This is a genomic window from Cnuella takakiae (assembly GCF_001953305.1).
Taxonomy (GTDB): Bacteria; Bacteroidota; Bacteroidia; order Chitinophagales; family Chitinophagaceae; genus Flavisolibacter; species Flavisolibacter takakiae.
The window spans coordinates 3,026,062-3,052,446 of the sequence record NZ_MTFE01000010.1 but is presented as its reverse complement, the minus strand read 5'-3'; the positions used below and the strand labels follow the sequence as shown (position 1 = coordinate 3,052,446).

Below are 26,385 nucleotides of genomic sequence, written 5' to 3'. Positions count from 1 at the left end.
AGCAATTGTCAGGGCCATACCGTTCCCTTCATCAGCTTATTTATAAAACGCTTTTTAAATCACCCTGCTCAGTGATGTCCGAAACACGCCCCGCTGACTTTGCACTTTCGACTGCCGCACCTTTTCCATATGCTCATCGAACTGCTGTTTGAGTTTTGCAGCCGCAGCATCATAAGCATCCTTGTCGGTCCATACATCCCGAGGGTTGAGCAAACCTTCGGGAACACCGGGGCAACTGGTTGGCATTTGCAAACCAAACACAGGTTCGGTTTGGTAGGCTACCTTTTCCAATTCGCCTTTTAAGGCCGCATTGATCAGGGCACGGGTTACCTTGAGTGAGATGCGGTGACCAATACCATAAGAACCACTGGTCCAACCGGTATTTACCAGCCAGGTCGCCACCTCATTACCCCTGATCTTTTCACCCAGCATCTGGGCATAAGTTTCGGGGTGCAGGGGAAGAAAGGGTGCACCAAAACAAGGACTGAAAGTGCTCTTGGGCTCCGTAACACCCGCTTCGGTACCAGCAATCTTGGCAGTATACCCTGCCTGGAAATGGTACATGGCCTGCTCAGGGCTAAGCCTCGAAATGGGAGGCAGTACACCTGTAGCATCACAGGTCAGGAAAAAGATATTTTCCGGAATACCCGTTACCGAGGGTTGCAGGGCATTGGAAATAAAGGAAAGCGGGTAAGAAACCCGTGTATTTTCAGTAAGGGAGCCGTCGGCATAATTCACCTGATTGGTACCCTGAAAAAACTGCACATTTTCCAGCATGGCACCCGGCCTGATGGCAGCAAAGATTTCGGGCTCTTTTTCCGGGCTCAGGTCGATGCATTTGGCATAACAGCCGCCTTCAAAATTAAACACGCCGGTATCACTCCAGCCATGCTCGTCATCACCCACCAGGCGCCTGTTAGGGTCTGCACTCAGGGTTGTTTTACCGGTACCACTCAACCCAAAGAATAGGGCCACATCGCCCGCCGTACCCACATTGGCCGAGCAATGCATAGGCAGCACCTGCTGTTGGGGCAACAGGTAGTTGAGTACGGTAAACATGCCCTTTTTAATCTCGCCGGTATAGGCCGTACCGCCAATCAGGATCAGCTTCATTCCAAAATCTATTATGACGAAATGAGGGGAGCGTGTTCCGTCTTTTTCAGGTATGGCTTCGAAGTCGGGGGCATGAAAAATATTCCATTCGGGTTCAAAATCCTGTATTTCGCGGCCCTTGGGAGCGATGAACATATTGCCAGCAAAAAGGCTGGCCCAGGGCTTTTCGGAAATCACCCGCAGGGAAATGGAATATTGCGGGTCGGCACAAACAAAAGCATCCCTGATCCAAAGGTCGCGGGTAGAGAGGTATGCCATCATCCGGCGGCGCAATTGCTCCGAACAAGCCGGTTCTATAGGCTGGTTGAATTCGTTCCAGTGGATGTACTCTTCCGCCAGTTCGTCTTTTACAAAGTATTTGTCCTTGGGCGATCGTCCTGTAAAAGTTCCGGTGTGAATCACCAGCGTTCCGTTTTCATCCAGCGCACCCTGGCCCAGGGCCACCGTTTGGGCACTCAGTTCTTCAGCGGTACACTGGTAATACATTTTGGGCCGGCGAATGCCATGGCACCAGAGTTGTTGTTCAATTGTGGCAAGTAATCGTTGGTACATGGGTGCGTCTTTTAAATAAAGCTAGGGTATAAAAGCAATTTTGACACCAAACCACCCACAATAAAACGAAAAATATTTTTAAACGTGCGAATAGGTGTCATTTATACACGAAAGCTAAAGTTTGAACACCGAAGCTTTTATCCGAATAACATACCGGTAAAAACATAAAAAAAGCCACCCTGAGGTGGCTGTAATTTTGTTACTGGATTTATATATCTGCATCCGGAATAGGGCAACCTCTTTTGATTACCGTTCGGAAATTGATCAGGGTTTCTGTTCGAACGATTCCTTTAATGCTGTCAATTTTTTCATACAACACATGCATCAGGTGGTCATTGTTTTTGGCAATAATTTTTACAAACAGGTTGTAGGCGCCTGAAACAAAATAACATTCCACCACTTCAGGAATCTTGTCAAGGGCTTCCATCACTTTAGCTGTATTGGAAACTTCTTTTAAGATGATACCGGTAAATGCGGAAGAGCCATAACCCAGGTGCTTTTCATTCAGCTTTATTTCCGTTTGCTCAATTACACCCAACTGCTTCATCCGCGCAATCCGCTGGTGGATCATTGTATTGGAAACATCCAGGCTTTTGGCAATCTGGGAATAAGGTTTTTCGGCATCCCTAGCCAGTTCGTTCAGGATCTTGCGGTCAATTTCATCCAATCCGTTCTTTTCGCTCATGGTTGCAGGTTTAAAGCCGGGACGAAGATAGGCGATTGCCAAAAGGATAGCGTATACGGCATAACCTTGACAACACCACACTACTATTAACGAATCTGGCCGTTTCCTTCAATGACCCATTTTTCCGTTACCAATTTCTCCAATGCAAATGGCCCTCTTGCATGCAGCTTTTGGGTAGAAATGCCTATTTCAGCACCCAGCCCAAATTCTTCTCCATCGGTAAAACGGGTGGAGGCATTGGTGTACACAGCTGCGGCATCCACTTCCTGTACAAAACGTTTGCACTGGGCTTTGTTGCGCGATATAATGGCTTCGGAATGGCGGGTAGAGAAGGCACTGATATGCGCCAGTGCCTCATCCAGGTTCTTAACTGTTTTGATGGCGCATTGAAGACTCAGGAACTCCCTTCCAAAATCTTCAGGCCTGGCCTCCTGCAAAAAGGGATACCCCTTCAACTGGCGGGCAGCCTTGGGTGCGGCAAAAACCGCCACTTCAAAGGGCAAAAAGGCTGCTGCGAGCGAAGGCAGGAAGTCTGCAGCAATCGCTTCGTCAACCAGTATAGCGTCAACAGCATTGCACACCGAGGGCCTGGATGTTTTGGCATTTACCACAATTCTGAGGGCCTTCTTCAGGTCTGCTTCCGATTCCACGTAAATATGGCAAACACCCGCACCCGTTTCAATTACCGGCACCAGGCTGTTTTTCCTTACATATTGGATCAATCCATCGGAGCCGCGCGGGATCAGGACATCCACGTAACGGGTGGCGGTAAACAGCTCGGCAACCGTTTCCCTTGCCGCAGGCAAAAGGGTAACACAATCCGGGTTGATGCCATTTTCCTTTAAAGCTGCTTTGATGATCTTGATGGCGGCCTTATTGGTTGCTTCGGCTTCGCTGCTGCCCTTGAGTACACAGGCATTGCCGCTGCGGATGCAAAGTGCGGCAATGTCGAAGGTTACATTGGGGCGCGATTCGTAGATGGCACCAACCACGCCAAGGGGTACGGCTATTTTCTGCAGCAGTAAGCCATTTGGCAGCTTGCGTTTCTCCAGCAGTTTGCCACCGGGATTGGGCAGCTTGCTGATCTGGCGCATAGCATTGGCAATGCTCCCAATACGTTGTTCATTTAGTAGCAGGCGGTCGGTACGGGGGTCGTTGGGTTCCTGCCGGGCCACATCGCTTTGGTTGGCTTTTAAGATGGCTTTGCTGTCTGCTTCCAACAGATCGGCCATGCTCAGGAGCGTTTTGCGGAGTTGCGCATCGGTGCTGGCCCGGAGGCTGGAGGCAGCTTTATGTGTTTTTTGCAGCAGGGGTAAAATGCTTTCCATTGTTCTTGCTTAGTCAAATAAAACGATATCGTCGGCATGTGCAGCCAGTACATTCCTGGTTTGCAGTTGTTGTTGCAGGTCGGCGGCACCCAGTTTTACCTTGGCTACACCAATGATGGTTTCTTGGGTATTGCGGAGCTGTACCACTTCACCGGCACTAAAGGCTCCCTGTAATTGCTTAACGCCTACCGACAGCAGGCTTTTGCGAGCATGAAGGGCTTTTTCGGCGCCTTCATCCAGTTGCAGCTCACCCAGGGTGATGGAGCCGCTGGCAAGCCATTTCTGGCGGGCTTTGAGGTTGGAGCGTTGCGGTTTAAAGGTAGTACCCTGCAGCCCGTTCAGCGAACGGGTTAAAGGCTCCTTACCGGCAAGGCCGGTTATTGAAACCCGTATACCCATGGAGGTTGCCAGCCGGGTAAAGGTCATTTTGCTCAGCATGCCACCCAGGCCAAGGCCGCTTTTTTCGTTGGATATATAGCCCATTACCGACTGGTCGATTGTAGACACCACAGGGATAACTTTTTTCTCACCATCGAGAAAGCCGCCAACGGAGGTGCAGATCACCAGGGTATCGGCATCAAAACCCAGGGCCAGCAGGGTTGCCAGTTCGTCGTTGTCGGAAAATTTCAGTTCCACATTGCTGACCAGGTCGTTTTCATTTACCACAGGCAGGATATCGTTGCGCCAAAACTCATGAAAGGTTTCCTTCAGTTGTAAGAACTGGGCGCGGTTGGAAAAATGGTGCCTTTCGCAAAGGGCCTGGGCCACCGTGATGCCATGTTTGGAGCAGTACCGGTCGTATAACCTGATGAGAATGGGGTTGCCCACGGCAGCAGCGGCTTTCCGTTCAACCAAGCTGCCTTTATACTTTTTGAAAAAAGATTTTCCGCTCCCCACAGCACCACTCGATACCAATACAATATGATAGGCTTTAGACAGGCTTGCCACTTCGGCTGCCAACTTGCGGATGATCTTTTCGTCGATATTTCCCTGGCTGTCCGAGATCACCGCGGATCCCAGCTTGATGACCAGTACAGGTAGTTGCATGGGCTGTTTAATTGAAACTTGTTAAAATTATTGCTTTGCTCTTGCATATTGTTCACGAAATAGCAGGATTTATTGAAAAGGTTCTAATCCGCCCAAATTGAAGCGGCAATAAAGAATTCTTCACGGTTATGTGATACTTGTCACCTGATGAACAAGCAGATATATGGAAATTGTTTTATGGAAGCAGCATTCGGAAAACAGCCATTTACAGGCCATCCACATCTGTATGGCGGCGAGCCAAACAGGTATTTCCAGGAATTCCTGACCCGCCAAGAGCCTGGCAGTTTGCTCTTACCCCTGGAGGGATCAGGTTGCAATGCGATATATGCTGCAAAAATGGGTTGGCAGGTTGATGCATTTACAAACAGCGGGGAAGCCATCCGGAAAGCTTTGCAAAATGCAATGGAAGCAGGAGTAAGCCTGCGCTATTTTCAATCAAGTGCAGCAGCATTCAACCCGGTTAAAAGTTATGATGCTATTGCCCTGGTGTTTGCGCATCTGCCACCCGGCGACAGGAAGGCCTTGCATGGCAAATTAGTTGCTGCCTTAAACAAAGGTGGCCACTTGCTGGTGGTTGGATTTGCCAGGAAGCAACTGGCTTACCAAACAGGCGGACCGGAAGATTCAAACTTGCTTTATACGACTAAAATGCTCCTCGATGATTTTGCTGACCTAACAATTGAACGTTGCGAAAACCTCTTAGTACAATTGGAAAATGGTCCTTGTCACCAAGGCAGGGCTGCGATTATGGTAATGGAAGCAAGCCGATGATATTGGTTTTGGATTGGTTGCGACTAAGGAGCCATCGGGCTCCTTTTTTTATTGTAATAAGATGATCAAAAGCAGTATCAAAGTTTTACAATCATGGCCACTCAACTTTAAAAAATATTTCCTTCTGTTATTTAAAATTCATTTTAGGAAGCGTTTAAACCAGTAGTAATACCACTCTTGAATCTCACTCATCCCTTTTCACGCATCACCCATTACCTGGATGATATCTATTTCCTTCCACGTCTATGTTGCAAACACACCTTCCTCCATAAGCAACGCCAAACCCATTAACTTTAAACACCATGATTACCCTAGGACTTATACGGGAAGGAAAAGTACCAGCAGACAACCGGGTTGCGCTTACTCCCGGTCAATGCAAAATGTTACAAAAGCAGTTCCCCCAACTGACCATCAAAGTGCAGACTTGCCCGACACGCTGTTATACCGATAAGGAGTACCGTATGGCTGGCATCGAGGTAGTGGAAGATCTAAGTGATTGTGCCATTTTGCTGGGCATCAAGGAAGTTCCGGTAAACCAATTATTGGCTGAAAAGACCTACCTCTTTTTTTCGCATACCAAGAAAAAGCAAGCACACAACCAGGTGTTGCTGCAAACAATTCTGAAACAGCATATCACCCTCATCGATTTTGAATGCCTTGAACATTCCGATGGTCAGCGCATTATTGGTTTCGGTTTTTTTGCAGGTGTTGTGGGGGCACATAATGGCATGATGGCTTATGGAAACCGTACCGGATCCTACCAGTTGGAAAGGGTGTTCAAACAAAAGAGTTTTCGCAAATTGATCCATGCCTATTTTGGTTTGAAGTTGCCCAATATTAAAATTGGGGTTACAGGATCGGGCAGGGTAGCCCATGGCATTGTGGAGGTGATGAACCTGATGGGCATTATTGAAGTGGAGAAGGAAGAATACCGAAGCCGGTCATTCGAGTATCCTGTTTATGTTCAGTTGAAAGGCGCCGATCTGTATGCGCACAAAGAGGAGGGAAGCTATAACCGCGATCATTTCCACGAGCACCCTGAGCAGTACCGTTGTTTGTTTCCCTTGTATACCAGCCACACCGATATCCTGTTGAACGGTGTTTACTGGGATCAAAACCTACCCAGGCTTTTTGAACGGGAAAGCATTCAGGATAGTGACTTCCGTATTTCTGTAATTTCCGATATCACCGATGACGAAAATGGTTCGGTACCCATCAACCTGGGTGATCAATCCATTGCCGATCCGGTATATGGTGTAAGCCGTTCCAACCTGGAAAAAACAAAACCTTATCAGCCGGGTTCCATTGATGTAGTAGCGGTTGGCAACCTTCCCAACGAATTGCCCCGCGATGCTTCCCGGTATTTTGGCGAACAACTGATTAAGTTCGTATTACCCGAACTGCTGGATGGCGGTTCTGATATTATTGACCGGGCAACCATCGTTCGCAATGGCGTATTAACACCTGCCTTCGCTTACCTCCACGATTATGCAACAGCAGGATCCATTACTGCATAAAAACATGTACACGCTTCTTGTCTCTTAATAAGAAAAGGGAGGTTATGGTTGATCACATCGGTTTACTCACTGGTGCTTCATAAATAAAGCGGACAGCGGCATTTCTCTTCTGCGTAGATTGGAGGTAAAGCTGGTAGCGCCGGCGGGGCGTAGTAACAATGAGCAGGGCGGTATTGGGGGGAATGGAGCCTTGGTTTTCGGCCTGCATCACCACTTCCTGAATGGGCTGGGCTGCGTCCATATGGATATTCAGTGTGACCGGTTTTGCACCCAGTTTTTCATGGCTCAGCACCACTTTGTTATTTACAATTACCGAAATGCTGTCATCGTCTACATAGCCATTGTCGTAAAAATCGAGCCTGATATTACCGGTATCTACAGCAATCTCCTGGATGCCTTCAAAGGCTGATTCCTTTACGCGGGAAAGGGTGATATGCCCAGGCTGGCAGCTGGCGCCCGTGTTCAGGACCTTGCCCAACCAGTCGCCGCTCAGCAATTCCCCGTTGGAATTGGCATACCAAAGATCATAGGTCTTTACGCAGGGCGTACAGTCTTCCGGGATGTGAAAAGCAAGGATATTCTGTTCCCGGATAATGATGTTCTTGGTCCTTTCGTGGTACTCGCCTTCGAAAAATTTTTTTACATAATTGCGGGTGTCGGAGTAATGGTAGCATACGCCGGTTACCTGTTTGCCAACAATCTTTATTTGCAGTTCGAGGTTGTATTCAGGAAAGCAGCCCCCCGGTGCCTGGGTCATGGTACCTTTCCAGATGCCATTGAGCACCTGGCTTTTGCCGGCAAAAGAAAGAATGATACAAAAAAATAATAAGGCTGCAGCTGGTTTTCTCACTGAAGCAAAGTACGGTAATTGGCTCCAGCCGGGAGCATTTTTACACGAACGGCAAAGCAGGGATGGAGTTTGGAATTATGATTTCGGATTTCGGATCTTGCCCAAAAAGGGGTTGTTGGCATCATTGTAAACTGCCGAAATCCGAAACCACAAATCAGACATCACTTTTCAGCTTCATACCGGAACCGCACCATTGCATTCTTTTGCTCGGTGGAAGTGATACGCACCTGGTGGCGTTTGTCGCCGTCCTGCACAATCATCAGTGAGGTATTGGGTGGAATGCGGCCCAGGTTTTCGGCTACCAGCACCAGGATGTGATCCGGGTTGTCCGGGTCCATTTTCAGGTTGATGGTCAGCGGGGCTGCAGTCAGTTTCTTTTGCGAAAGCACCAGTTTATTATCCAGGTAAACCGAGATGGTGTCATCGTCAATTTCCCCATTGTCGTAAATCTTTACCACGATCTCGGGTGCACTTACCCTTACGGTTTCCGCCAGGTCGTTGGTCCGGTTCCGCGTAGTAGCGGGCAGGTTGATGCGGGGTGCAGGGATGGTCACCTTGGGTGCATCCTGGCGTGCTATTGGCGGTGCTGGAGTTTTACGTACCGAATCTTTCCGGGGCACAACTGCTTTTTTGGGTGTGCTCGCTACCGGAGGCTTGGGTTGCGGTTTTGGTGCAACCTTCGGCACCGTGGGCTTTGGTGTAGTCTTGGGTTTGGTGGTGGCAACATCAGGTTTGCGCGGTGCAGGCCCCTGGCGCAAAAAAGGCTCCACGTAAAAATCGGAGGTAGTCACCTTGCGCAAAAACACCTTACCGCCGCCACAGCCAGCGCCGCGGCTGATGCCAAACTCCTTGTCGCTTTTTTCGTACTTGGACGAATAGGTTCCCTCCAAAAATTCCTCTTTGCCCGACTTGCTGTATTCCATCAGGCAGCGCATGATACAGGCAACCGAACTGCCCGACATGCGGAGTTCAACCGTTTTTATTTCCTGTAGCAAAATTTGTTTGCTCGTGGGATTATAGCTACCCGTAAGGGTTGCCTTACCATAGAAGACAGTTGTGAGATAAGAATAAGAAACACCACTAACGGTACGTTTAGGGGTTTGCTTGATCTGTATTTCGAACTTGTACTGATCGTATGCTTCGGTAATAAAATAACCCCTCCAGATACCGGAAAGGTTTTGTGCCTGTACACTGCCACTTGCAAGCAATACCAGTAAAAAAAGGTAAAACGCCGGCCTCAACTTCATATTCCGTGAAATTAGCGTTTCAAAAATCGGGTCTTTCGTGCAATGTGGCAAGGCTTTGTTAATTTCGCCCCTCTTAAGAACCTACCGCATATGATTCAAATAAAATTTCCGGATGGCGCGGTGCGCAGCTACGAGGCAGGCGTGTCTGCCTTGGAGGTGGCCAAGTCCATCTCGGAAGGTCTTGCCCGTAAAGTACTGGCCGCAGAAGTGAATGGCGAAGTGTGGGATGCAACGCGGCCCATCAATGAAGACAGTGCCCTTAAGTTGCTGACCTGGGATGATAAGGGCGGCCAAAGCACGTTCTGGCATTCCTCGGCCCACCTGATGGCCGAGGCTATTGAGTCGCAGTTCCCCGGTGTGAAGTTCTGGGTAGGGCCCGCCATTGAAAACGGTTTTTACTATGATGTAGACCTGGGCGGCCGCACCATTTCCGAAGAGGACCTGAAGGCATTGGAAAAAAAGATGAACGAACTGGCCAAGCAGGCCAACAGTTATGAGCGCAAGGCCATACCTAAGGCGGAAGCCATAGCCTATTTTGAAGAAAAGGGCGATGAGTATAAACTCGACCTCCTGCAAAATCTTACCGATGGCGAGATCACCTTTTATACACAAGGTGCTTTTACCGACCTGTGCCGCGGGCCACATATCCCCAACACCGGTTTTATCAAAGCCATCAAACTGACCAATATTTCGGGCGCTTACTGGAAAGGCGATGAAAAGAACAAAATGCTTACCCGCATTTACGGTGTAACCTTTCCTTCCCAAAAACAGTTGGATGAATACCTGGCAATGGTGGAAGAAGCCAAAAAGCGCGACCACCGCAAACTGGGTAAAGAACTAGGTATCTATACAACCAACGACGATATTGGCCAGGGTCTTATCATGTGGATGCCCAACGGTACCGTTATCATTGAGGAACTGGAAAAGCTGGCAAAGGAAACCGAAAATGAAGCCGGTTACAAGCGTGTGGTAACCCCGCACATCGCCAAAGAGAACCTGTATCTCACCAGCGGTCACCTGCCTTATTATGCGGACAGTATGTTCCCCCCTATGGAAATGGATGGGGAGAAATACTACCTCAAGGCCATGAACTGCCCGCACCACCACAAAATTTTCGATGCGGAGCCCAAAAGCTACCGCGATATGCCCTACCGCATAGCTGAGTACGGTACCTGTTACCGCTACGAGCAAAGTGGAGAATTGTTTGGCCTTATGCGGGTACGCTGCCTCCACATGAACGATGCGCATATCTATTGTACCAAGGAGCAGTTTGCCGAAGAGTTCAAGGCAGTTAACGACATGTACCTGAAGTACTTCAAGATTTTCGGTATCGAGAAATATGTGATGCGCCTCAGCCTCCACGACCCGGAGAAACTGGGACAGAAATACATCAACGAACCCGAGCTGTGGCTGGAAACAGAATCCATGGTGCGGGAGGTGCTGATTGAAGCCAATATTCCTTTTGTGGAAGTTAAAGGTGAAGGCGCCTTCTACGGTCCCAAGATCGATGTACAGATATGGAGTGCTATTGGCCGCGAATTTACCCTGGCTACCAACCAGGTGGATTTTGCCCAGCCCCGCCGCTTCAAGTTGTCGTTTACCAACATGAACAACGAGCCCGAAGTGCCGCTGATCATCCACCGTGCACCCTTGGGTACCCACGAACGCTTTATCGGCTTCCTCATCGAGCACTATGCCGGTAAGTTCCCCACCTGGATCGCACCCCTGCAGGTAAAAGTGTTGCCCATTTCCGACAAGTTTATGGACTACGGCAAAAACGTGCTGAAGCAGCTGCGTAAAGCAGGTATCCGTGCAGAACTGGACGAACGTAACGAAAAGATCGGCAAGAAGATCCGTGATACGGAGCTGATGAAGGTGCCATACATGCTGGTGATAGGCGAGAAGGAAGCTTCCGAAGGGAAGGTAGCCATCCGCCGCCAGGGCAAAGGTGATATGGGCGTGGAAGATGTGCAGGCTTTTATCGGCCGGGTACAGCAGGAAATTACCGACCGCTCCAGCGATTAACGTAGATTTTTATAAGTCCAGGGTAAAAATCAAAGCCATCGTTCTGAAAGGAATGATTTTTGACTTTTTAGTTTTTACTTTGGACTTTCTTATTTTCGGCAGAACAAAAACAAAACGCAAACACTTACCGATGCGCCGGCTGCCGGCGGTGGCGTGGTAAACAACATTATGGCATTACCTAATAAAGGAATCAACAAGGGAGGCCGGGGCAGGTTTCCCATCCGCAAAGAAGCGGAACACCGCATTAACCATCACATCCGCGTACCGCAGGTGCGTTTGGTGGGCGATAACGTTACCGTAGGTGTTTACACCACATCGGAAGCCCTGAAAATGGCGCAGGCGCAGGAAATGGACCTCGTGGAAATTTCCCCGCAAGCCGACCCGCCGGTATGTAAGATCATTGACTACAACAAGTTTTTGTACGATAAGAAGAAGAAGGAAAAGGAAATGAAGGCTAAGGCCAAGACCTCCGAAATGAAGGAGATCCGCTTTACCCCTAATACCGATGACCATGACTTCGACTTCAAAGCCAAACACGCCGAGAACTTCCTGAAGGAAGGCAACAAGGTAAAAGCTTATGTTCAGTTCAAGGGCCGCGCCATCATGTTTAAAGATCGTGGCGAACTGCTCCTCCTGAAATTTGCTGAGCGCCTGGGTGAGTTTGGAACCCTGGAAAGCATGCCAAAACTGGAAGGCAAACGCATGCTGGCCATCTTTACCCCAAAGGCAAAGAAGAAGCCCGAGACAAAGTCTGCACAGGCTTAATTCAGGTATAAACAATTGGTAAGCCCGCATTCACCCTGGATGCGGGCTTTATCTGTTTTGTTGATCCGAAGCAATATGTTGATCTTTACACCTGTCGTTTTCTTCTTGTCAATTTCACCTCCCGAGCAACTCCGAACTATACATAATGCTTGCTCCTTTACTCTTTAGATCGGCCTTCGCTTCTTTAAAATTGGAGGCATCTATAGGCCGGGTAGCATCTTCTATCAATACTGTATCAAAACCTTCTTTCAGGGCATCCTTAGCAGTATAATACACGCAATAGTCTGCAGCCAAACCTGCCACAAATACCCGTTGAACGCCCAAGGCTTTCAAGTAACCATCCAAGCCGGTACGTTTCCGGTAGCCATTGTCATAAAAGCCGCTGTAGCTGTCAATACCGGGGTTCATGCCTTTGCGGAAAATGGCAGCTATTTTATCCCAATTAATGGCATCGCTCAAAGCTGCACCTGCACTGCCCTGCACACAATGGTCGGGCCATAGTACCTGATGCAGGCCATACAGGTCAATCGCTTCAAAGGGCTGCTTCCCCTTATGGGCAGAGGCAAAACTGCCATGGCCTGAAGGGTGCCAGTCCTGGGTAGCCACTACCAGATCAAAATGTGTTACCAACTGGTTTACCACCGGAATAATGGCATTGCCATCCGGGACAGCCAGGGCGCCACCAGGAAGAAAATCGGGTTGTATGTCTACCAGGATCAATGCGTCCATAAAGTGGATTTTGGATGTGGGAAATGTTCACAAGGGCAGCATCCATTTTTAATGAATGGAACAAGTCAAGCATTCAATCGAAAATGATGGTCTTATTGCCATGTACGAATACGCGTTCATCAAATACCAATCCAAGGGCATTGGCCAGTACGATCTGCTCCACGTTGCGCCCAGCCTGTGCCATTTCTTTGGCATTGTGGGTGTGGTTCACGGGTATTACATTTTGTGCAATGATGGGCCCTTCGTCTAGGTTGTCGTTTACAAAATGCGCCGTAGCACCAATGATTTTCACACCTCTTTCATAAGCCTGGGCATAAGGCTTGGCACCCACAAATGCAGGCAGGAAAGAATGGTGAATATTGATGATCTGGTTGGGATAGCGGGCAACAAAACCGGCAGACAGGATGCGCATGTATTTTGCCAAAACAATAAACTCAGGTTGGAATTGGTCAATATGCTTGGCCAGGGAATTTTCATGCTGGTTGCGGTCCACACCATCGTGTGGCAGGCAAATAAAAGGAATGTCAAACTTTTTTACCAGGGGCTCCAGCAAAGGGTGGTTCGAAATGACAGCTTTGATAGTCGCGCCGAGTTCGCCATAGTAATGCCGCACTAAAAGATCGGCAAGACAATGGTGCTCTTTGGATGCCAGCACCACAATTTCCTTATTGCGCTGTGCAGAAAGCCTTATGATTACATCTGTGGGTAAGGCTTCACGCAAGTCTTTTTCCAGGTGAACTAAATCAACCGCTCCCGAAAATTCGGTGCGCATAAAAAAATGGTTGTGGGTTCTTTCCACAAACTCGCCATTGCTGATAATATTAAGTTGGTGCTGAAATAAAACACCCGTGACAGCAGCGATCAGTCCGGGCCTGTCGGGACAATGAATCAAAAGAATATGTGCAGCCATAAAACCATATGTGCAAGCAAGCAACCGTGGTTCGGCATGGAAAATAAGATTTTATCCTATTGAGCCCGTTTCATTACCGGATGTTTTTTCCCATCATTACTGATACAGCCGACCCGGTAGCTACGAACACGGATGCAGGCTTTGCCTGGAGCACTTCGGTAAAGGCGGCACCATACAAAGTTGCGGCATCAATATGGCAGCTAATATCATTCACCGGGTAAATATCCCAACGGGGATGTGCAACCTGGTATTCGCCCGTCCTGTAATTGCCCCGGGCATTGTAACCCCAATAATGTTCTGTGATATATGCTTCCTGCGATCCAGGTATCAATGGATGGGCGGTAAGAAAGGTGGTAGCATGCAGGTAATTCCAGCTACCATGGATATTCCAGCTGTATTCAAGTTCTATTGCATTTTCTTTTACTACCCGGTAGTGCTTCATTGGCAGGGTCATATACTTTTCGCCATACAGCATATTGGCGATCCCGCTAATCATAAAACGAGGCACAATCTCCTTCACGAAAACAACACCCCGCTTCCAAATTTCTCCGTCTTTATACCGCACGTAAAACCGGAGGTTGACTTCTTCAAATGTATGGTGATAAGGAACCTTCAAGCCCAGAACCCTTGTGTTGGCAAATACAAAACCGACCATACTGCAATAACAAACGCCTTTGTAAAAATCCAGCTCGGTACCAAAAGGAAGGTAGGGAAGGAGGATGTTTGGATCAACAGCATAATTGGCAAATAATAGGTTTTGCCACTCAGCTTTCAGGAAGCCAGACGCCACAGAAAATAATTTAAGAACTAACAAACAATAAAGTACTGCGGTTGGCAACTGCCTGGTAAGTTTTTTTAGAATTAGCAAAGCCTTACCATGCAGTTGGCGCTTCAAATTATGTACTGATTACATTTGTGAGCTAAATACGATTGCTTTATGACAACAGATGTTTTCATTGTTAGTATAGCCCGTACCCCAATTGGAAGCTTCAACGGTGCGCTTGCTAGTGTAACAGCTCCCAGGCTTGGTGCTGCCGCCATCAAAGCTGCTATCGAACGTGCCGGCATTACTCCCGAGCAGGTGCAGGAAGTATATATGGGAAATGTGGTAAGTGCAGGCATTGGTCAGGCGCCAGCGCAACAGGCAAGCATTTATGCCGGTATTCCCACAACGGTAAACTGTACCACCATCAATAAAGTTTGCGCCAGTGGCATGAAAGCCATAATGCTGGGGGCACAAAGCATTCAATGCGGGGATAATGATATCGTTGTTGCAGGCGGCATGGAAAGCATGAGCAATATTCCTTATTACTTGGAAAAAGCCCGCAATGGTTACCGCCTGGGACATGATAAAATTATTGATGGCCTTATCCGCGACGGCCTTTGGGATCCCTACTCGGATTATCATATGGGCAATGCCGGTGAACTGTGCAGCACTACGCACAACATCACCCGCGAAGACCAGGACAATTTTGCCCGGCAGAGTTACCAGCGGGCGCAGGAAGCTTGGAACAAAGGATATTTTGCCAACGAAATTGTTCCCGTTGAAGTGGCAGGAAAAACCACAACCATAGTAAGTGAAGACGAAGAGCACCGCAAGGCTAACTTTGACAAGATGGGTTCACTGAAACCTGCCTTTACAAAGGAAGGAGTCATTACCGCAGCCAATGCTTCCAAGATCAATGATGGGGCTGCAGCAGTAGTGCTGGTGAGTGAAGCTAAGATGAAAGAACTTGGCTTGAAACCCATTGCACGTATTGTTGCTTTTGCCGATGCGTCGCAGGCGCCCGAATGGTTTACCACCACACCGGTAAAAGCCATGCAAAAGGCACTGGATAAAAGCGGGCTCCAGGTTTCCGATATCGATGCTTTTGAAGTTAACGAAGCATTCAGCTGCGTGGCCATCATCAATGCGAAGGAACTGAATATAGACACTGCAAAACTCAATAAATGGGGTGGGGCAGTGGCGCTTGGTCATCCAATTGGTTGCAGCGGTGCCCGTATTACCATCACCCTTGCCAGCATCCTGCAGCAGGAAGGAGGCCGTTATGGTATGGCTGGCATTTGCAATGGAGGTGGGGGTGCCAGTGCCATCATTATTGAACGGGTATAAACAAAACAGGTTAGGGGAACAGGATAAGGTTTAAAAAGTAGTTGATAAAAAATTGAGCCCTTATCCTTACCCTCAGCCTAATACTTTCTTCCGACTGTACTTTACCCGGAAAAATACGAGCGCCAAATTGACTGCCACAGAGAAAATATTGGTGTATATAAGCGGCGGGTCTTTGCGCACAAAGCCATACACTACCCACAGGGCAAGGCCGGCAATTAACACCAGCAACATCGCAATGGATAGGTCTTCCACGTGTTTTTCCCTGATCACTTTTACCAGTTGCGGCAACATGCTAACGGCTGTTAATACCCCGGCAGCAATGCCGATCCATTCCATCGATTCCATGGTATTATTGTACAAAACATCGTTCCATTTTTTAGGCCCTGTTTTTTGTTTAGGTAATGTGGAGGTGCTCCGCTAATTTTGCCCCCGTTCCGAAAAAAAGATTGAACCTTCATGAGACAAATTGCATTTCGCGAAGCCTTGCGTGAAGCCTTATCAGAAGAGATGCGCCGCGACAACCGCGTGTTCATCCTAGGTGAGGAAGTAGCTGAATACAACGGTGCCTATAAAGTGACCCAGGGTATGCTTGCCGAGTTTGGTCCCAAACGCGTGCTGGATACACCCATTGCCGAACTTGGTTTTACTGCTATTGCCGTAGGCGCTGCGCAGAAAGGCCTTCGTCCCGTGGTAGAGTTCATGACCTGGAACTTTGCCGTACTGGCACTCGACCAGATCCTCAACACGGCATCCAAGATGCTGGCAATGAGTGGTGGACAGATTTCCTGCCCCATCGTATTCCGTGGCCCCAACGGTTCTGCCGGTCAGCTGGGCGCACAGCACTCCACCGCTTTTGAAGCCCTTTATGCCAATATTCCCGGTTTGAAGGTGGTTTCTCCTTCCAACGGTTATGATGCCAAAGGCCTGCTGAAACAAGCCATCCGTTACGAAGAAGATCCTGTTTGCTTTATGGAAAGCGAACTGATGTACGGCGAAAAGAGTGAAGTGCCCGAAGAAGAGTACTACATTCCCTTAGGTAAAGCCGATATCAAAAAGGCTGGCCGCGATGTAACCATCGTTTCTTTCAACAAGATGATGAAAGTTGCGCTGGGTGCTGCCGCCGAACTGGAAAAAGAAGGTATTTCCGCCGAGGTAATTGACCTGCGTACCATCCGCCCGCTGGACTGGATGACCATCCTGGAAAGCGTAAAGAAAACCAACCGCCTGGTGATTGTTGAAGAGCAGTGGCCTTTTGCCTCTATCTCTTCCGAGATCAGTTACCGCATCCAGAAAGAAGGTTTCGATTACCTGGATGCTCCCATCCGCCGCATTACCGCTGCCGATGCGCCGTTGCACTATGCACCCAACCTCGTTGCCGGCGCATTGCCCGATGTGGCCCGTACCGTTAATTTGGTGAAAGAAGTAATGTACCTGAAGAAGTAAGGCATTAATCTTTTAATAATATGAAAATGAAAAAGTTGTGCACAGGCACAACTTTTTCATTTTCAGCAAGTGAGCTTAAAAATAATTGCCATGAAACTTTGAAATATCAAAAATGGCCTGCATCTTTGTTACGGTTTTTCATAGGATATTGGATTTTACACGAGGCTGGATTTCTATCCGGCCTTTATTTTTCCTTCCCGTATCCACTGCTATCTTGCCTATATCCTTTGTTCCAAGAACTTCCCCCATTTTCCTTCTTTCCCGGAAAATATTCCTGCTATCCTTGAGTTAATACCCTTGCCAGGACCTGGAGTTTTGCTCCCATTTTGCCTTACCTGCCTGCAAGCATTCTTTTACATTTGTGCCACTTAACCAAGAAACCCGATGCCCACGATTCTGATCATTGATGACGAAAGAGCGATCCGAAAGACCCTAACCGAGATCCTCACCTTTGAAGGCTATATTATCGACGAAGCCGCAGACGGCGAAGAAGGCCTTCAGAAATTTAAAGCCAAGACCTACGATGTGGTTCTTTGCGATATCAAGATGCCGAAATTAGACGGCCTTGAATTCCTCCAGAAAGCAGTTGAAATTAACCCCGATGTACCCGTTATCATGATATCGGGCCACGGCAATATAGAAACGGCCGTAGAAGCCGTTAAAAAGGGCGCATACGACTTTATACAAAAGCCACCCGACCTCAACCGCCTGCTCATCACCATCCGCAATGCACAGGAACGCAATAACCTTGTAACCGAAACCAAAACCCTGCGCCGCAAAGTGTCCAAAGTGCAGGACATGATTGGCGAATCGCCCACCATAAAAAAAATCAAAGACACCATCGAGAAAGTAGCGCCTACAGATGCCCGTATCCTGATCACAGGCGAAAATGGAGTGGGTAAAGAACTGGTGGCACGCTGGATACATGAAAAAAGCAACCGTGCCGAGGGGCCGCTTGTGGAAGTAAACTGCGCAGCAATTCCCAGCGAACTGATCGAAAGCGAGTTGTTTGGGCACGAAAAAGGCTCTTTCACTTCGGCCATCAAACAACGGATCGGCAAATTTGAACAGGCCAGTGGCGGTACGCTTTTCTTGGATGAAATTGGCGACATGAGTCTTGGTGCCCAGGCCAAGGTGCTGCGTGCCTTGCAGGAAGGAAAGATCACCCGGGTGGGTGGCGACAAGGAGATTAATGTAGATGTACGCGTAATTGCAGCCACCAACAAAGACCTGTTGCAGGAAGTGGAGACTAAAACCTTCCGCCTCGACCTGTACCACCGTCTCAGTGTAATCTTGATCCATGTACCATCGCTCAACGAAAGGCGTGATGATATTCCCCTTTTGGTACAAAGATTTTTAAATGATATATGCTCCGATTATGGCGTTCCCAAGAAAGGTATTGAACCAGATGCCTTAAAAAATTTGCAGCAATATAATTGGACCGGTAACATCCGCGAACTTAGAAATGTTGTGGAACGACTGGTTATCCTTTCCGGGAAAAGTATCAATAAGGAAGATGTACGCAACTATGTGTTGCCTAAATAACCCAAAACACAAGAGGCTGAAGTATTTCTTCAGCCTCTTGTGTTTTATACCTGGTTCAAAATCATTCAGCAATAAATTTCCTCAAAACAGCCCTACTTAGATTTTGGCGGCACCTTGATAATGTATTTGGGTATTTCATCCTTGCGGTTGATGAACTGGTGTATTTGTTTATCGGTAAGCAGCAGGTGCACATTTACAAAAGACCTTTTTACCCGGTGGATGCCGGCACCGGAAGCAATAATGCTTTTAACTGGAAACTGGCGAACCAGTTCTTCCAGGTAATCTTCCGGGTCCATTTGGTTGAGATTGGTAAGCAGGTGCATAAAAAGGTATTGTACCGAAGGTTGCGCGGCACATTCCTTTAACACAGGTATATCTACATTCTTGCCCAGGAACATTACACTCCATCCCTGGTTGCGCAGCAGGTAATGCAGGTACAACAAAGGCAACTCGTGAAATTCGCCCTTAGGGGCAAAAAGAATCATCTCCGTTGGGCTTCCTGGCAGGGGTATGGATTCGGTAGCCGCAATTATTTTATTCTGGATGAGGTAGGAGGAGAAATGTTCCTGTGCTGGCACCATATGGTTCGTCATCCACAGCAAACCCACTCTTTGCAGAAAAGGAAAGCATACTTCCTCGATGGTGCGGGTGAAGCCAATCAGGTTGGTAACACGATCGAGCAATTGTGCAAAAGCAAGTTCATCAAAAGCTAGGGCATGCTCTACCAGTTGCACCACGAAGAGCGGGTAGGTATCACCGTTAAGCGGCACATTGGCTACTTCCTGCTCCAGCGCCTCAGGAGATAATGCGGCAATATGCGAGATTTTTTTTCCCTGGTGGTACAAAAACGCGACCCGGAGCAACACCTTCAGGTCTTCGTTATCGTACGTACGATGGGTACTGGCTTTGCGTTTGGCGGCAAAAAAGCCATAGCGCTGCTCCCATACCCTTAGTGTATGTGCCTTTATACCCAACAGGTGCTCCACATCCTTTATGCTGAATTGCTGCATGTCTTTTTCGTAGTTTGCCTGCACTGCCCTTACTTTAGCAAAAACTTTGCTGAGCCTCCCGGCAGGCTACGTATTTAATACCATAAATTTGAACGCCTTAAAAATAAGCTAATGCCGCTTTCGCACGTTCTGACTGTTTATTTGATTTCCTTTCTCCTGGTATTTCTACCTTCCTTTGGTTTAGCAAAGATGTTTCAGAAAGCTGGTGTAGCCTCCTGGAAAGCTTATGTTCCTTTTTACAATACCTGGGTGATGCAGGAACTGGCCCTAAGGCCCAAGCATTGGGTATTCTGGCAATTCATTCCTGTTGTGGGTTGGTTTATTACCCCCGGCATCTTCATCGAGTTTGTTAAACTTTTTGGCCGTTTTTCTTTGGGCGACCATACCCTGGCAGCAATTGCGGCGCCCTTTTACTTTCCTTACCTGGGCAGTTCCGATAAGGTGCGTTACATTGGTCCCGAAGGTGTGCGCCGTTATGTAAAGCCCGGCTGGCGCGAGTGGATCGATGCAGCGGTATTTGCCATTGTTGCGGCAACCCTTATCCGCACTTTTATTTTTGAAGCCTATACCATTCCCTCGGGTTCAATGGAGAAGACCCTGCTGGTGAATGATTTTCTTTTTGTTTCCAAGTTCAGCTACGGACCGCGTATTCCCAATACGCCATTGTCCATTCCTTTTGTACACAATTACATTCCGGGATCGGATCGTAAGTCGTATACCGAAATTGTAAAGCTTCCGTATATCCGTTGGTTTGCTTCGCCTGTACAACGCGGCGATGTAGTAGTATTTAATTTTCCGGCTGGCGATACAGTGATCAACCGACCCGAGTACCAGTCCTTCAGGCCTTATTACGATGTAATCAGGCAGGCAGGTGCAGGTAATGAAGAAAAAGGCAGGCAAGCCATCATGGGTAACCCCGAAGAGTACCCGCTGGCCATCCACCCGGCAGATAAAACAGACAACTACATCAAGCGTTGTGTGGCAGTTGCCGGCGACACACTTTCCATTCGTAATGCAGTGGTATATATCGACAGCAAGGCACAAACGCCGCCACCTAATTCGGTAATGCCCTATATCATCGAAACCAATGGGCAACAGCTGGATCCAACTGTAATGCAGGAGGAGTACAACATTGATATCAACAACCCCGAACAATTTCAGCCCGGCGGAGGCAACCTGTACCAGATGTGGCTTACCAGCAACGCAGTGCAAAAGCTGAAAGGCAGCCCGCTCATCAAAACCATGGAACCGCGCCTGGTGGATACCGCCTATTACGACCCTTCGTTCAACAACTATGTTATTGAAAACGGCTGGACCATCGACAATTTCGGTCCTATCTGGGTACCTAAAAAAGGAGCAACAATGGTACTCACACCGCGCCTGTACAGCATTTACGAAAGGGTGATCAGGGTATACGAAAAGAACGAGTTTTACATGCGTGATGGAAAGTTTTACCTGAATGGCAAACCCGTAGACCGCTATACCTTCAAACTGAACTATTACTGGATGATGGGTGATAACCGCCATGGATCGCAGGACAGCCGCTTTTGGGGATTTGTTCCCGAAGACCGTGTTGTAGGCAAAGCATGGATGATCTGGTTCAGCTGGGAGAGTGGTCCCCGGTGGAACCGTTTATTCCGCATCGTTAAATAGATTACCTTTAGAACCGCCCCTGAAAGAACAGGGGCGTTTTTGTCGACAAACCTTGCGTATGAAGGAACAAAAATTCGAGTTTAATTATCAGGTATTCGATAGCATAGCGGAGATGATGGAAGCGGACAAAAACTTGTTGTTGGAAGCCCGCAAGGCCACAAACAAATCGTATGCACCCTACTCGCATTTTCATGTAGGTGCAGCTGCCCTACTGGCTAATGGGGAAATACTTTCCGGCGCCAACCAGGAAAATGCAGCTTATCCCATGGCGCTTTGCGCCGAGCGGGTACTGCTGGCCACCGTATCATCCGATTACCCCGAAACCCCCATAGAGGTCATGGCCATCAGCTACCAGGGTGAAGGGCAACCCAGCGATCACCCTATTTCGCCATGCGGTATGTGCCGCCAGTCATTACAGGAATTTGAAGGCCGCATGAAACACCCAATCCGGTTGATCCTGGGTGGCATGGAAGGACCCGTATACGTAATTGAAAATGTAAGCCAATTGTTGCCGCTGGCTTTTACCAGCGAAGAACTCAAATGATAGTGGATTGGTGATTTCGGATTTAGGAAGGGAAAGCAGGTAATGTTCCTGTTTTGCAAACAAAAACCGAAATCCGAAATCACCAATCCAAAATCAAAACATTCTAGCCTGCAAGGTTTTACCACTCAGCCTTGCCTCATGCTCCAATAACCAACGTTTGCGCTCCAGTCCCCAGGCAAAGCCAGTGAGTTCGCCATTGCTGCCAATGACCCGGTGACAGGGTACAAGGATGGCAATATTATTTTTTCCATTAGCAGAAGCGATGGCCCGGATCGCTTTTACATCACCGTAGGTTTGAGCTAAAGCGTGGTAAGAAGTTGTAGTACCAAATGGTATCTGCGACAACAATTGCCATATGTCTTTTTGAAAAGCGGTACCACTCTGTGCCAAAGGCACTTCAAATTGGATGCGCTGCCCATTGAAGTATTCGGTTAATTGAATACAGGCCTGCTCCAAAATGGAATTGGAAGTATCAAAAACCTCTTCGGCATTTTCCACAAAGCCCAAAAGGGTTATGCCCTCATTGGTGGCTTGCATATCAATGGTCCCGATAGGGGAATGGAATATTTTTCGGAACATCATCCTATTTTTTGACCGTTGGATACTTCGTGCTTGGGTTGCAGCAACACCACGTCACCAGCATCATCGTACACGCCCAGTACCAGGCAATCAGAAATAAAATTGGCTATTTGTTTGGGTGGAAAGTTAACCACCGCTACTACTTGTTGCCCCACAAGGGCATCGGGAGTGTAGTGTGCAGTAATCTGGGCAGAAGATTTCCGAACGCCCAGTTCCGGGCCGAAATCAATGGTTAATTGGTAAGCAGGCTTTCTTGCTTTCGGAAACGCCTGTGCGCCAATGATGGTACCGGTTCTGATATCTATTTTTTCAAAGTCGGGCCAACTAATCGGGATCATGCCCGAATGTACAAAGGGTGAATTATAAAAAAACGCCCATTGTATTGCTTTTGTTAGCATGGTTGGAAAGTAAAACCTGCAACACAACAGCCAAATACAATGGGCGCAAGGAGTTTAGTCGAGCATGGAAGCCAGCAGCAACAATTCGTTTTTCTTGTAGCTGTTTTTTTCCTCTATAAAGCATTGCGCCATTTCCTCCAGCAGGTGTTGGATCACCCGCTTATTGGAAAGGGGCTTGTAGTAGGAGGGTACCGAAGGCACAGAAATGCGTTTGAAATAACTCTCTACATCCTTTTGCGAAAATACCTGGCCTGATGCGGGTTCAATATAGAACTCCACCTTGGTGGCGTAATCATCACCCAGTTCTTCGGAGTAGCCGGGTTTAAAAAAAGCCAGTACAAACTGCTTGGGAATATTGATGGCACGTACGGGGATGTCCAGCATCTCGCAAAGAATCAGGTAAAGAATACCGTTGCTCAGTTGGTTGCCCTTCTTGCTTTCCAATACCCGGGGCAACAGGAAATCGTTGAGGTGAGCCGCCGAGGTTTCAGTGCCCTTCAATCCATAGTATCCATATAAAATACCGGTAACAATCCGGATCTGCTCCAGGGGCGTGAGGTAGTTATTCAATTCCAGCCAGATGTTGCGGCGGATTTTTTCCACTTCCAGCAGCACCGGCGCGGTAGACAGGTCGGGATACTGAAACTTGGCTGCCAGCAGGCATCCTACCATCAGGTCGAAATGGCCGGCCACACTCCACTGCCTGAAATCTTCGGTAAGGTCGGTGTAATGAAGCCGGTGGATCAGCATTTCGATCCTGTTTTGTATCTCTTCGTCGGGTGTGTTTTCCCAAAGGTTTTCTAGGCTGGGAATAATGGGTTTGCCATATCCGACAATACGTTCCTGGATCACACCAAACACTTCTTCGTCCGGGTCATCTATCAGTTGCAACAAGGCCGATATCTCTCTGTTTGCTTCCATCTGCACAAGCCTCTCCGGCGGTTATTTTTTACGGGTGGTGGTTTTCTTTGCGGTTGTTTTTTTCGCAGCCGATTTTTTTGCAGGCGCCTTTGCCGCTGCTTTCTTGGTAAAAGCACCGGGCACCTGGGCTTCAATCATTTTCTTGATGGCTTCCACATCTACATCTACCAGTTCCTCTGCAGTGTATTTTTCGCCATTAGGCTTGCGATCCAGCTTCAGCATCTTTTTACCAAATCGGATGAAAGGACCCCAACGGCCGTTTTCAATCGAAATCTTTTCGGCAGGAAACTGCTTAATGAAGCGGTTGCTTTCTTTTTCCAGCTTTTTGGTTACCAGTTCGTCAATGTCCTTTTGGGTAAGATGGTCGAAATTGTAAGCCTTGGGAACATTGATAAAAATATCATTCCACTTAATAAAAGGACCAAAGCGGCCTTTACCCTTGGTTACGGGGGCACTTTCAAAATACCCAATGGGCGCATCGGCTTCCTGCTTTTCTGCTATCAGGGAAATAGCTTCCTCGATAGTCACATCCAGCGGATCCTTGCCCTTGGGCAGGGAAATAAACTGCTCCCCAAATTTTACATAAGGACCAAAGCGGCCGGCATTTACCGAAACTTCCTGCCCTTCGTGGCTACCCAAGGAGAGGGGCAGTTTAAACAGGTCCAGCGCTTCATCGTAGGAGATTGTTTCAATGCTTTGGTTGGGCTTCAGCCTTGCAAAACGGGGTTTCTCTTCATCTTCGGTACTGCCAATCTGCACCATGGGTCCATACCGGCCCATGCGGGCAACTACCTGTTTGCCTGAAGATGGATCTTTGCCCAATTCCCGTTCGCCTTTGATGCGCTCCGCGTTCACGATGGTATTGTCTACATCCTTTTTAAACGGGTTGTAGAACTCGTCGATCATCTTGCTCCAGCGCATCCGGCCGCGGGCCACTTCATCAAACTCTTCCTCGATACGGGCTGTGAACCCGTAGTCCATGATGTCGTCGAAGTATTGCTTTAAAAAGTCGGTAACCACCAAACCAAGATCGGTTGGGAAAAGCTTGGCCTTTTCGGCACCTGTGTTTTCGGTTTCAGTCTTTTTGCTGATGTTATCTGCAGCCAGGGTAAGCACCCGGTAAGCACGCTGAATGCCTTCTTTATCGCGCTTTTCTACATATCCCCTTTTGAGGATGGTAGAGATGGTAGGTGCATACGTGGAAGGACGGCCGATACCGAGTTCTTCCAGTTTTTTAACAAGGGAAGCTTCCGTGTAACGGGGCAGGGCACGGGTAAAACGTTCAATGGCCTGCATCTGGGTGAGGGGCAATTGCTGGCCGGTACGCAAGGGAGGCAGTACGCCTTCGGCGCCGTCTTCTCCGTCCATGATATCCTCTTCGTCCTTGTCCTCGCGGTATACCTTAATAAAGCCTTCAAACTTCATCACCTCGCCGGTTGCTGTGAGTTCCGCATTATTGGTGCTCACGCCAATTTTGGCAATGGTCTTTTCAAGTTCCGCATCGGCCATTTGCGAGGCCATCGTGCGTTTCCAGATCAGTTCGTACAGGCGGCGGCTCTCGGCATCGGGCACCGAGGTATTGCTCATATAGGTGGGGCGGATGGCTTCGTGGGCTTCCTGCGCCGACTCGTTCTTGTTCTTGAATTTGCGTGCCTGGAAGTAGCGCTCGCCAAAGCTGCTCTGCACCTGGTTGCGGATATCGCCTACCGCGGTTTCACTTAGGCTAACGCTGTCGGTACGCATATAAGTGATATAACCGTTTTCATACAGTCGTTGTGCGATCTGCATGGTGCGGCTTACACTGTATCCCAGTTTGCGGCTGGCTTCCTGCTGCAGGGTAGAAGTGGTAAAAGGCGCTGCCGGCGAACGACGCGTTGGTTTTACCTGGATATCTTTCACCGTATAGGTGGCGCCTTTACAATCATTCAGGAACTTTTCGGCACCTTCTACCTGGTCGAAGCGGCTGCCCTCGGCCTTGAAAGTAATTTTGCGGCCTGCAGCATCGGGTGCGGTAAAGATGGCTTCAATCTTAAAACTGCTCTGTGCGGTAAATGCGTTGATTTCCCGCTCCCTGTCGGCTACCAACCTTACGGCAACGGATTGTACACGGCCGGCACTCAGGTTGTTCTTCATGCTCATCTTGCGCCAGAGTACAGGGCTTAGTTCAAAACCCACGATGCGGTCAAGCACCCGGCGTGCCTGCTGGGCATTTACCAGGTCCATATTAACCGTGCGTGGTTTTTGTACCGCCTTCTGAATGGCAGGCTTGGTGATCTCGTGAAAAACGATCCGTTTGGTAGTATAAGGATCCAGCCCCAGTACTTCGCAAAGGTGCCAGCTGATGGCCTCACCTTCGCGGTCCTCATCCGTTGCCAGCCATACTTCGTTGCTCTTTTTAGCAAGCGATTTTAGCTCGGCAACCACTTTCCTTTTTTCTTCGGGTACCGTATAACGGGGTTGGAAGTTGTTTTTTATATCAATGCCCATATCGTCCTTCTCCAGGTCGCGGATGTGGCCATAGCAGCTCTTAACCTCAAAGTCGGAACCGAGTATTTTTTCAATGGTTTTAGCTTTGGCAGGCGACTCCACAATGAGCAGATTCTTCGGCATATTCTTCCTTTTCTTTATGTGTGCTTAACG

24 protein-coding genes are annotated in these 26,385 nt (G+C 48.4%); 9 read left to right on the top strand and 15 right to left on the bottom strand.

What is annotated here, in order from left to right; genetic code table 11:
- Nucleotides 1–54: 54 nt before the first annotated feature.
- The 4 genes from pckA to proB form a co-directional block, all read right to left on the bottom strand.
- Nucleotides 55–1,665, bottom strand: a complete 1,611-nt coding sequence (gene pckA, locus BUE76_RS13350; RefSeq protein ID WP_073039644.1) for a phosphoenolpyruvate carboxykinase (ATP) — start codon at nucleotides 1,663–1,665, stop codon at nucleotides 55–57.
- A gap of 208 nt (nucleotides 1,666–1,873) precedes the next feature.
- Nucleotides 1,874–2,350: an Lrp/AsnC ligand binding domain-containing protein gene (locus BUE76_RS13345; RefSeq protein ID WP_073039646.1), complete on the bottom strand. Its 477-nt coding sequence runs from the start codon at nucleotides 2,348–2,350 to the stop codon at nucleotides 1,874–1,876.
- Nucleotides 2,351–2,436: 86 nt separating this feature from the next.
- The gene (locus BUE76_RS13340; protein WP_073039650.1) at nucleotides 2,437–3,678 is read right to left on the bottom strand and encodes a glutamate-5-semialdehyde dehydrogenase; all 1,242 of its coding nucleotides are present in this window, start codon (nucleotides 3,676–3,678) and stop codon (nucleotides 2,437–2,439) included.
- A 9-nt stretch (nucleotides 3,679–3,687) separates the two neighbouring features.
- On the bottom strand, nucleotides 3,688–4,725 hold the full coding sequence (proB, locus tag BUE76_RS13335) for a glutamate 5-kinase (RefSeq protein ID WP_073039652.1): 1,038 nt from the start codon (nucleotides 4,723–4,725) through the stop codon (nucleotides 3,688–3,690).
- Between the two features lie 147 nt (nucleotides 4,726–4,872).
- On the opposite strand from proB, the gene BUE76_RS13330 reads away from it, so the two are divergent.
- Nucleotides 4,873–5,496: an SAM-dependent methyltransferase gene (locus tag BUE76_RS13330; RefSeq protein ID WP_143157184.1), complete on the top strand. Its 624-nt coding sequence runs from the start codon at nucleotides 4,873–4,875 to the stop codon at nucleotides 5,494–5,496.
- Nucleotides 5,497–5,798: 302 nt separating this feature from the next.
- Complete coding sequence (locus BUE76_RS13325) at nucleotides 5,799–7,013, top strand: NAD(P)-dependent oxidoreductase (protein ID WP_083596327.1); 1,215 nt, start codon at nucleotides 5,799–5,801, stop codon at nucleotides 7,011–7,013.
- A 52-nt stretch (nucleotides 7,014–7,065) separates the two neighbouring features.
- On the opposite strand, the gene BUE76_RS13320 is transcribed toward BUE76_RS13325, so the two are convergent.
- Both BUE76_RS13320 and BUE76_RS13315 read right to left on the bottom strand, forming a co-directional pair.
- Nucleotides 7,066–7,863 carry a hypothetical protein gene (locus BUE76_RS13320; RefSeq protein WP_143157185.1) on the bottom strand — a complete coding sequence of 266 codons (798 nt, stop codon included), beginning with the start codon at nucleotides 7,861–7,863 and terminating at the stop codon, nucleotides 7,066–7,068.
- A gap of 161 nt (nucleotides 7,864–8,024) precedes the next feature.
- Nucleotides 8,025–9,110: a hypothetical protein gene (locus tag BUE76_RS13315; RefSeq protein WP_073039658.1), complete on the bottom strand. Its 1,086-nt coding sequence runs from the start codon at nucleotides 9,108–9,110 to the stop codon at nucleotides 8,025–8,027.
- A 90-nt stretch (nucleotides 9,111–9,200) separates the two neighbouring features.
- Here BUE76_RS13315 and thrS point away from each other — a divergent pair, with 90 nt between their 5' ends.
- On the top strand, nucleotides 9,201–11,135 hold the full coding sequence (gene thrS / locus BUE76_RS13310) for a threonine--tRNA ligase (protein ID WP_073040278.1): 1,935 nt from the start codon (nucleotides 9,201–9,203) through the stop codon (nucleotides 11,133–11,135).
- A 168-nt stretch (nucleotides 11,136–11,303) separates the two neighbouring features.
- Nucleotides 11,304–11,900: a translation initiation factor IF-3 gene (gene infC / locus BUE76_RS13305; RefSeq protein WP_073040280.1), complete on the top strand. Its 597-nt coding sequence runs from the start codon at nucleotides 11,304–11,306 to the stop codon at nucleotides 11,898–11,900.
- Nucleotides 11,901–12,014: 114 nt separating this feature from the next.
- On the opposite strand, the gene pncA is transcribed toward infC, so the two are convergent.
- The 3 genes from pncA to BUE76_RS13290 all read right to left on the bottom strand — a co-directional run bounded on the left by pncA (nucleotide 12,015) and on the right by BUE76_RS13290 (nucleotide 14,329).
- Nucleotides 12,015–12,629, bottom strand: a complete 615-nt coding sequence (gene pncA, locus BUE76_RS13300; RefSeq protein WP_073039660.1) for a bifunctional nicotinamidase/pyrazinamidase — start codon at nucleotides 12,627–12,629, stop codon at nucleotides 12,015–12,017.
- 73 nt (nucleotides 12,630–12,702) lie between these two features.
- Nucleotides 12,703–13,539, bottom strand: coding sequence for a formyltetrahydrofolate deformylase (purU, locus tag BUE76_RS13295; RefSeq protein WP_083596328.1), 837 nt, complete (start codon nucleotides 13,537–13,539; stop codon nucleotides 12,703–12,705).
- 73 nt (nucleotides 13,540–13,612) lie between these two features.
- Nucleotides 13,613–14,329 carry a YqjF family protein gene (locus BUE76_RS13290; RefSeq protein WP_073040282.1) on the bottom strand — a complete coding sequence of 239 codons (717 nt, stop codon included), beginning with the start codon at nucleotides 14,327–14,329 and terminating at the stop codon, nucleotides 13,613–13,615.
- Nucleotides 14,330–14,476: 147 nt separating this feature from the next.
- On the opposite strand from BUE76_RS13290, the gene BUE76_RS13285 reads away from it, so the two are divergent.
- Nucleotides 14,477–15,652, top strand: a complete 1,176-nt coding sequence (locus BUE76_RS13285; protein WP_073039664.1) for an acetyl-CoA C-acyltransferase — start codon at nucleotides 14,477–14,479, stop codon at nucleotides 15,650–15,652.
- Nucleotides 15,653–15,724: 72 nt separating this feature from the next.
- On the opposite strand, the gene BUE76_RS13280 is transcribed toward BUE76_RS13285, so the two are convergent.
- The gene (locus BUE76_RS13280) at nucleotides 15,725–16,012 is read right to left on the bottom strand and encodes a SemiSWEET family sugar transporter (protein ID WP_245798282.1); all 288 of its coding nucleotides are present in this window, start codon (nucleotides 16,010–16,012) and stop codon (nucleotides 15,725–15,727) included.
- Between the two features lie 96 nt (nucleotides 16,013–16,108).
- Between BUE76_RS13280 and BUE76_RS13275 the strand changes: the two genes are divergently transcribed.
- Complete coding sequence (locus BUE76_RS13275) at nucleotides 16,109–17,095, top strand: pyruvate dehydrogenase complex E1 component subunit beta (RefSeq protein WP_073039666.1); 987 nt, start codon at nucleotides 16,109–16,111, stop codon at nucleotides 17,093–17,095.
- 384 nt (nucleotides 17,096–17,479) lie between these two features.
- Entirely contained in the window at nucleotides 17,480–18,640 is a 1,161-nt protein-coding gene (locus BUE76_RS13270; RefSeq protein WP_073039668.1) for a sigma-54-dependent transcriptional regulator, read from the top strand.
- Between the two features lie 92 nt (nucleotides 18,641–18,732).
- Here the strand turns inward: BUE76_RS13270 and BUE76_RS13265 are convergent, their stop codons facing one another.
- Nucleotides 18,733–19,650 (bottom strand): MerR family transcriptional regulator, encoded by a 918-nt coding sequence (locus BUE76_RS13265; RefSeq protein WP_143157186.1) that lies wholly within the window; start codon nucleotides 19,648–19,650, stop codon nucleotides 18,733–18,735.
- A 189-nt stretch (nucleotides 19,651–19,839) separates the two neighbouring features.
- On the opposite strand from BUE76_RS13265, the gene lepB reads away from it, so the two are divergent.
- Nucleotides 19,840–21,303, top strand: a complete 1,464-nt coding sequence (gene lepB, locus BUE76_RS13260; RefSeq protein WP_245798283.1) for a signal peptidase I — start codon at nucleotides 19,840–19,842, stop codon at nucleotides 21,301–21,303.
- A gap of 58 nt (nucleotides 21,304–21,361) precedes the next feature.
- On the top strand, nucleotides 21,362–21,847 hold the full coding sequence (locus BUE76_RS13255) for a cytidine deaminase (protein WP_073039674.1): 486 nt from the start codon (nucleotides 21,362–21,364) through the stop codon (nucleotides 21,845–21,847).
- A gap of 93 nt (nucleotides 21,848–21,940) precedes the next feature.
- On the opposite strand, the gene BUE76_RS13250 is transcribed toward BUE76_RS13255, so the two are convergent.
- The 4 genes from BUE76_RS13250 to topA all read right to left on the bottom strand — a co-directional run bounded on the left by BUE76_RS13250 (nucleotide 21,941) and on the right by topA (nucleotide 26,355).
- Complete coding sequence (locus tag BUE76_RS13250) at nucleotides 21,941–22,426, bottom strand: methylated-DNA--[protein]-cysteine S-methyltransferase (protein ID WP_073039676.1); 486 nt, start codon at nucleotides 22,424–22,426, stop codon at nucleotides 21,941–21,943.
- Entirely contained in the window at nucleotides 22,426–22,764 is a 339-nt protein-coding gene (locus tag BUE76_RS13245; RefSeq protein ID WP_073040287.1) for a tRNA-binding protein, read from the bottom strand. The genes BUE76_RS13250 and BUE76_RS13245 overlap by 1 nt, the downstream gene beginning before the upstream one ends.
- Before the next feature lie 114 nt (nucleotides 22,765–22,878).
- A complete protein-coding gene (locus BUE76_RS13240; protein ID WP_073039678.1) occupies nucleotides 22,879–23,745 on the bottom strand; it encodes a transglutaminase family protein in 867 nt (288 codons plus the stop codon).
- A gap of 21 nt (nucleotides 23,746–23,766) precedes the next feature.
- Nucleotides 23,767–26,355 carry a type I DNA topoisomerase gene (gene topA / locus BUE76_RS13235; protein ID WP_073039680.1) on the bottom strand — a complete coding sequence of 863 codons (2,589 nt, stop codon included), beginning with the start codon at nucleotides 26,353–26,355 and terminating at the stop codon, nucleotides 23,767–23,769.
- Nucleotides 26,356–26,385 lie beyond the last annotated feature (30 nt).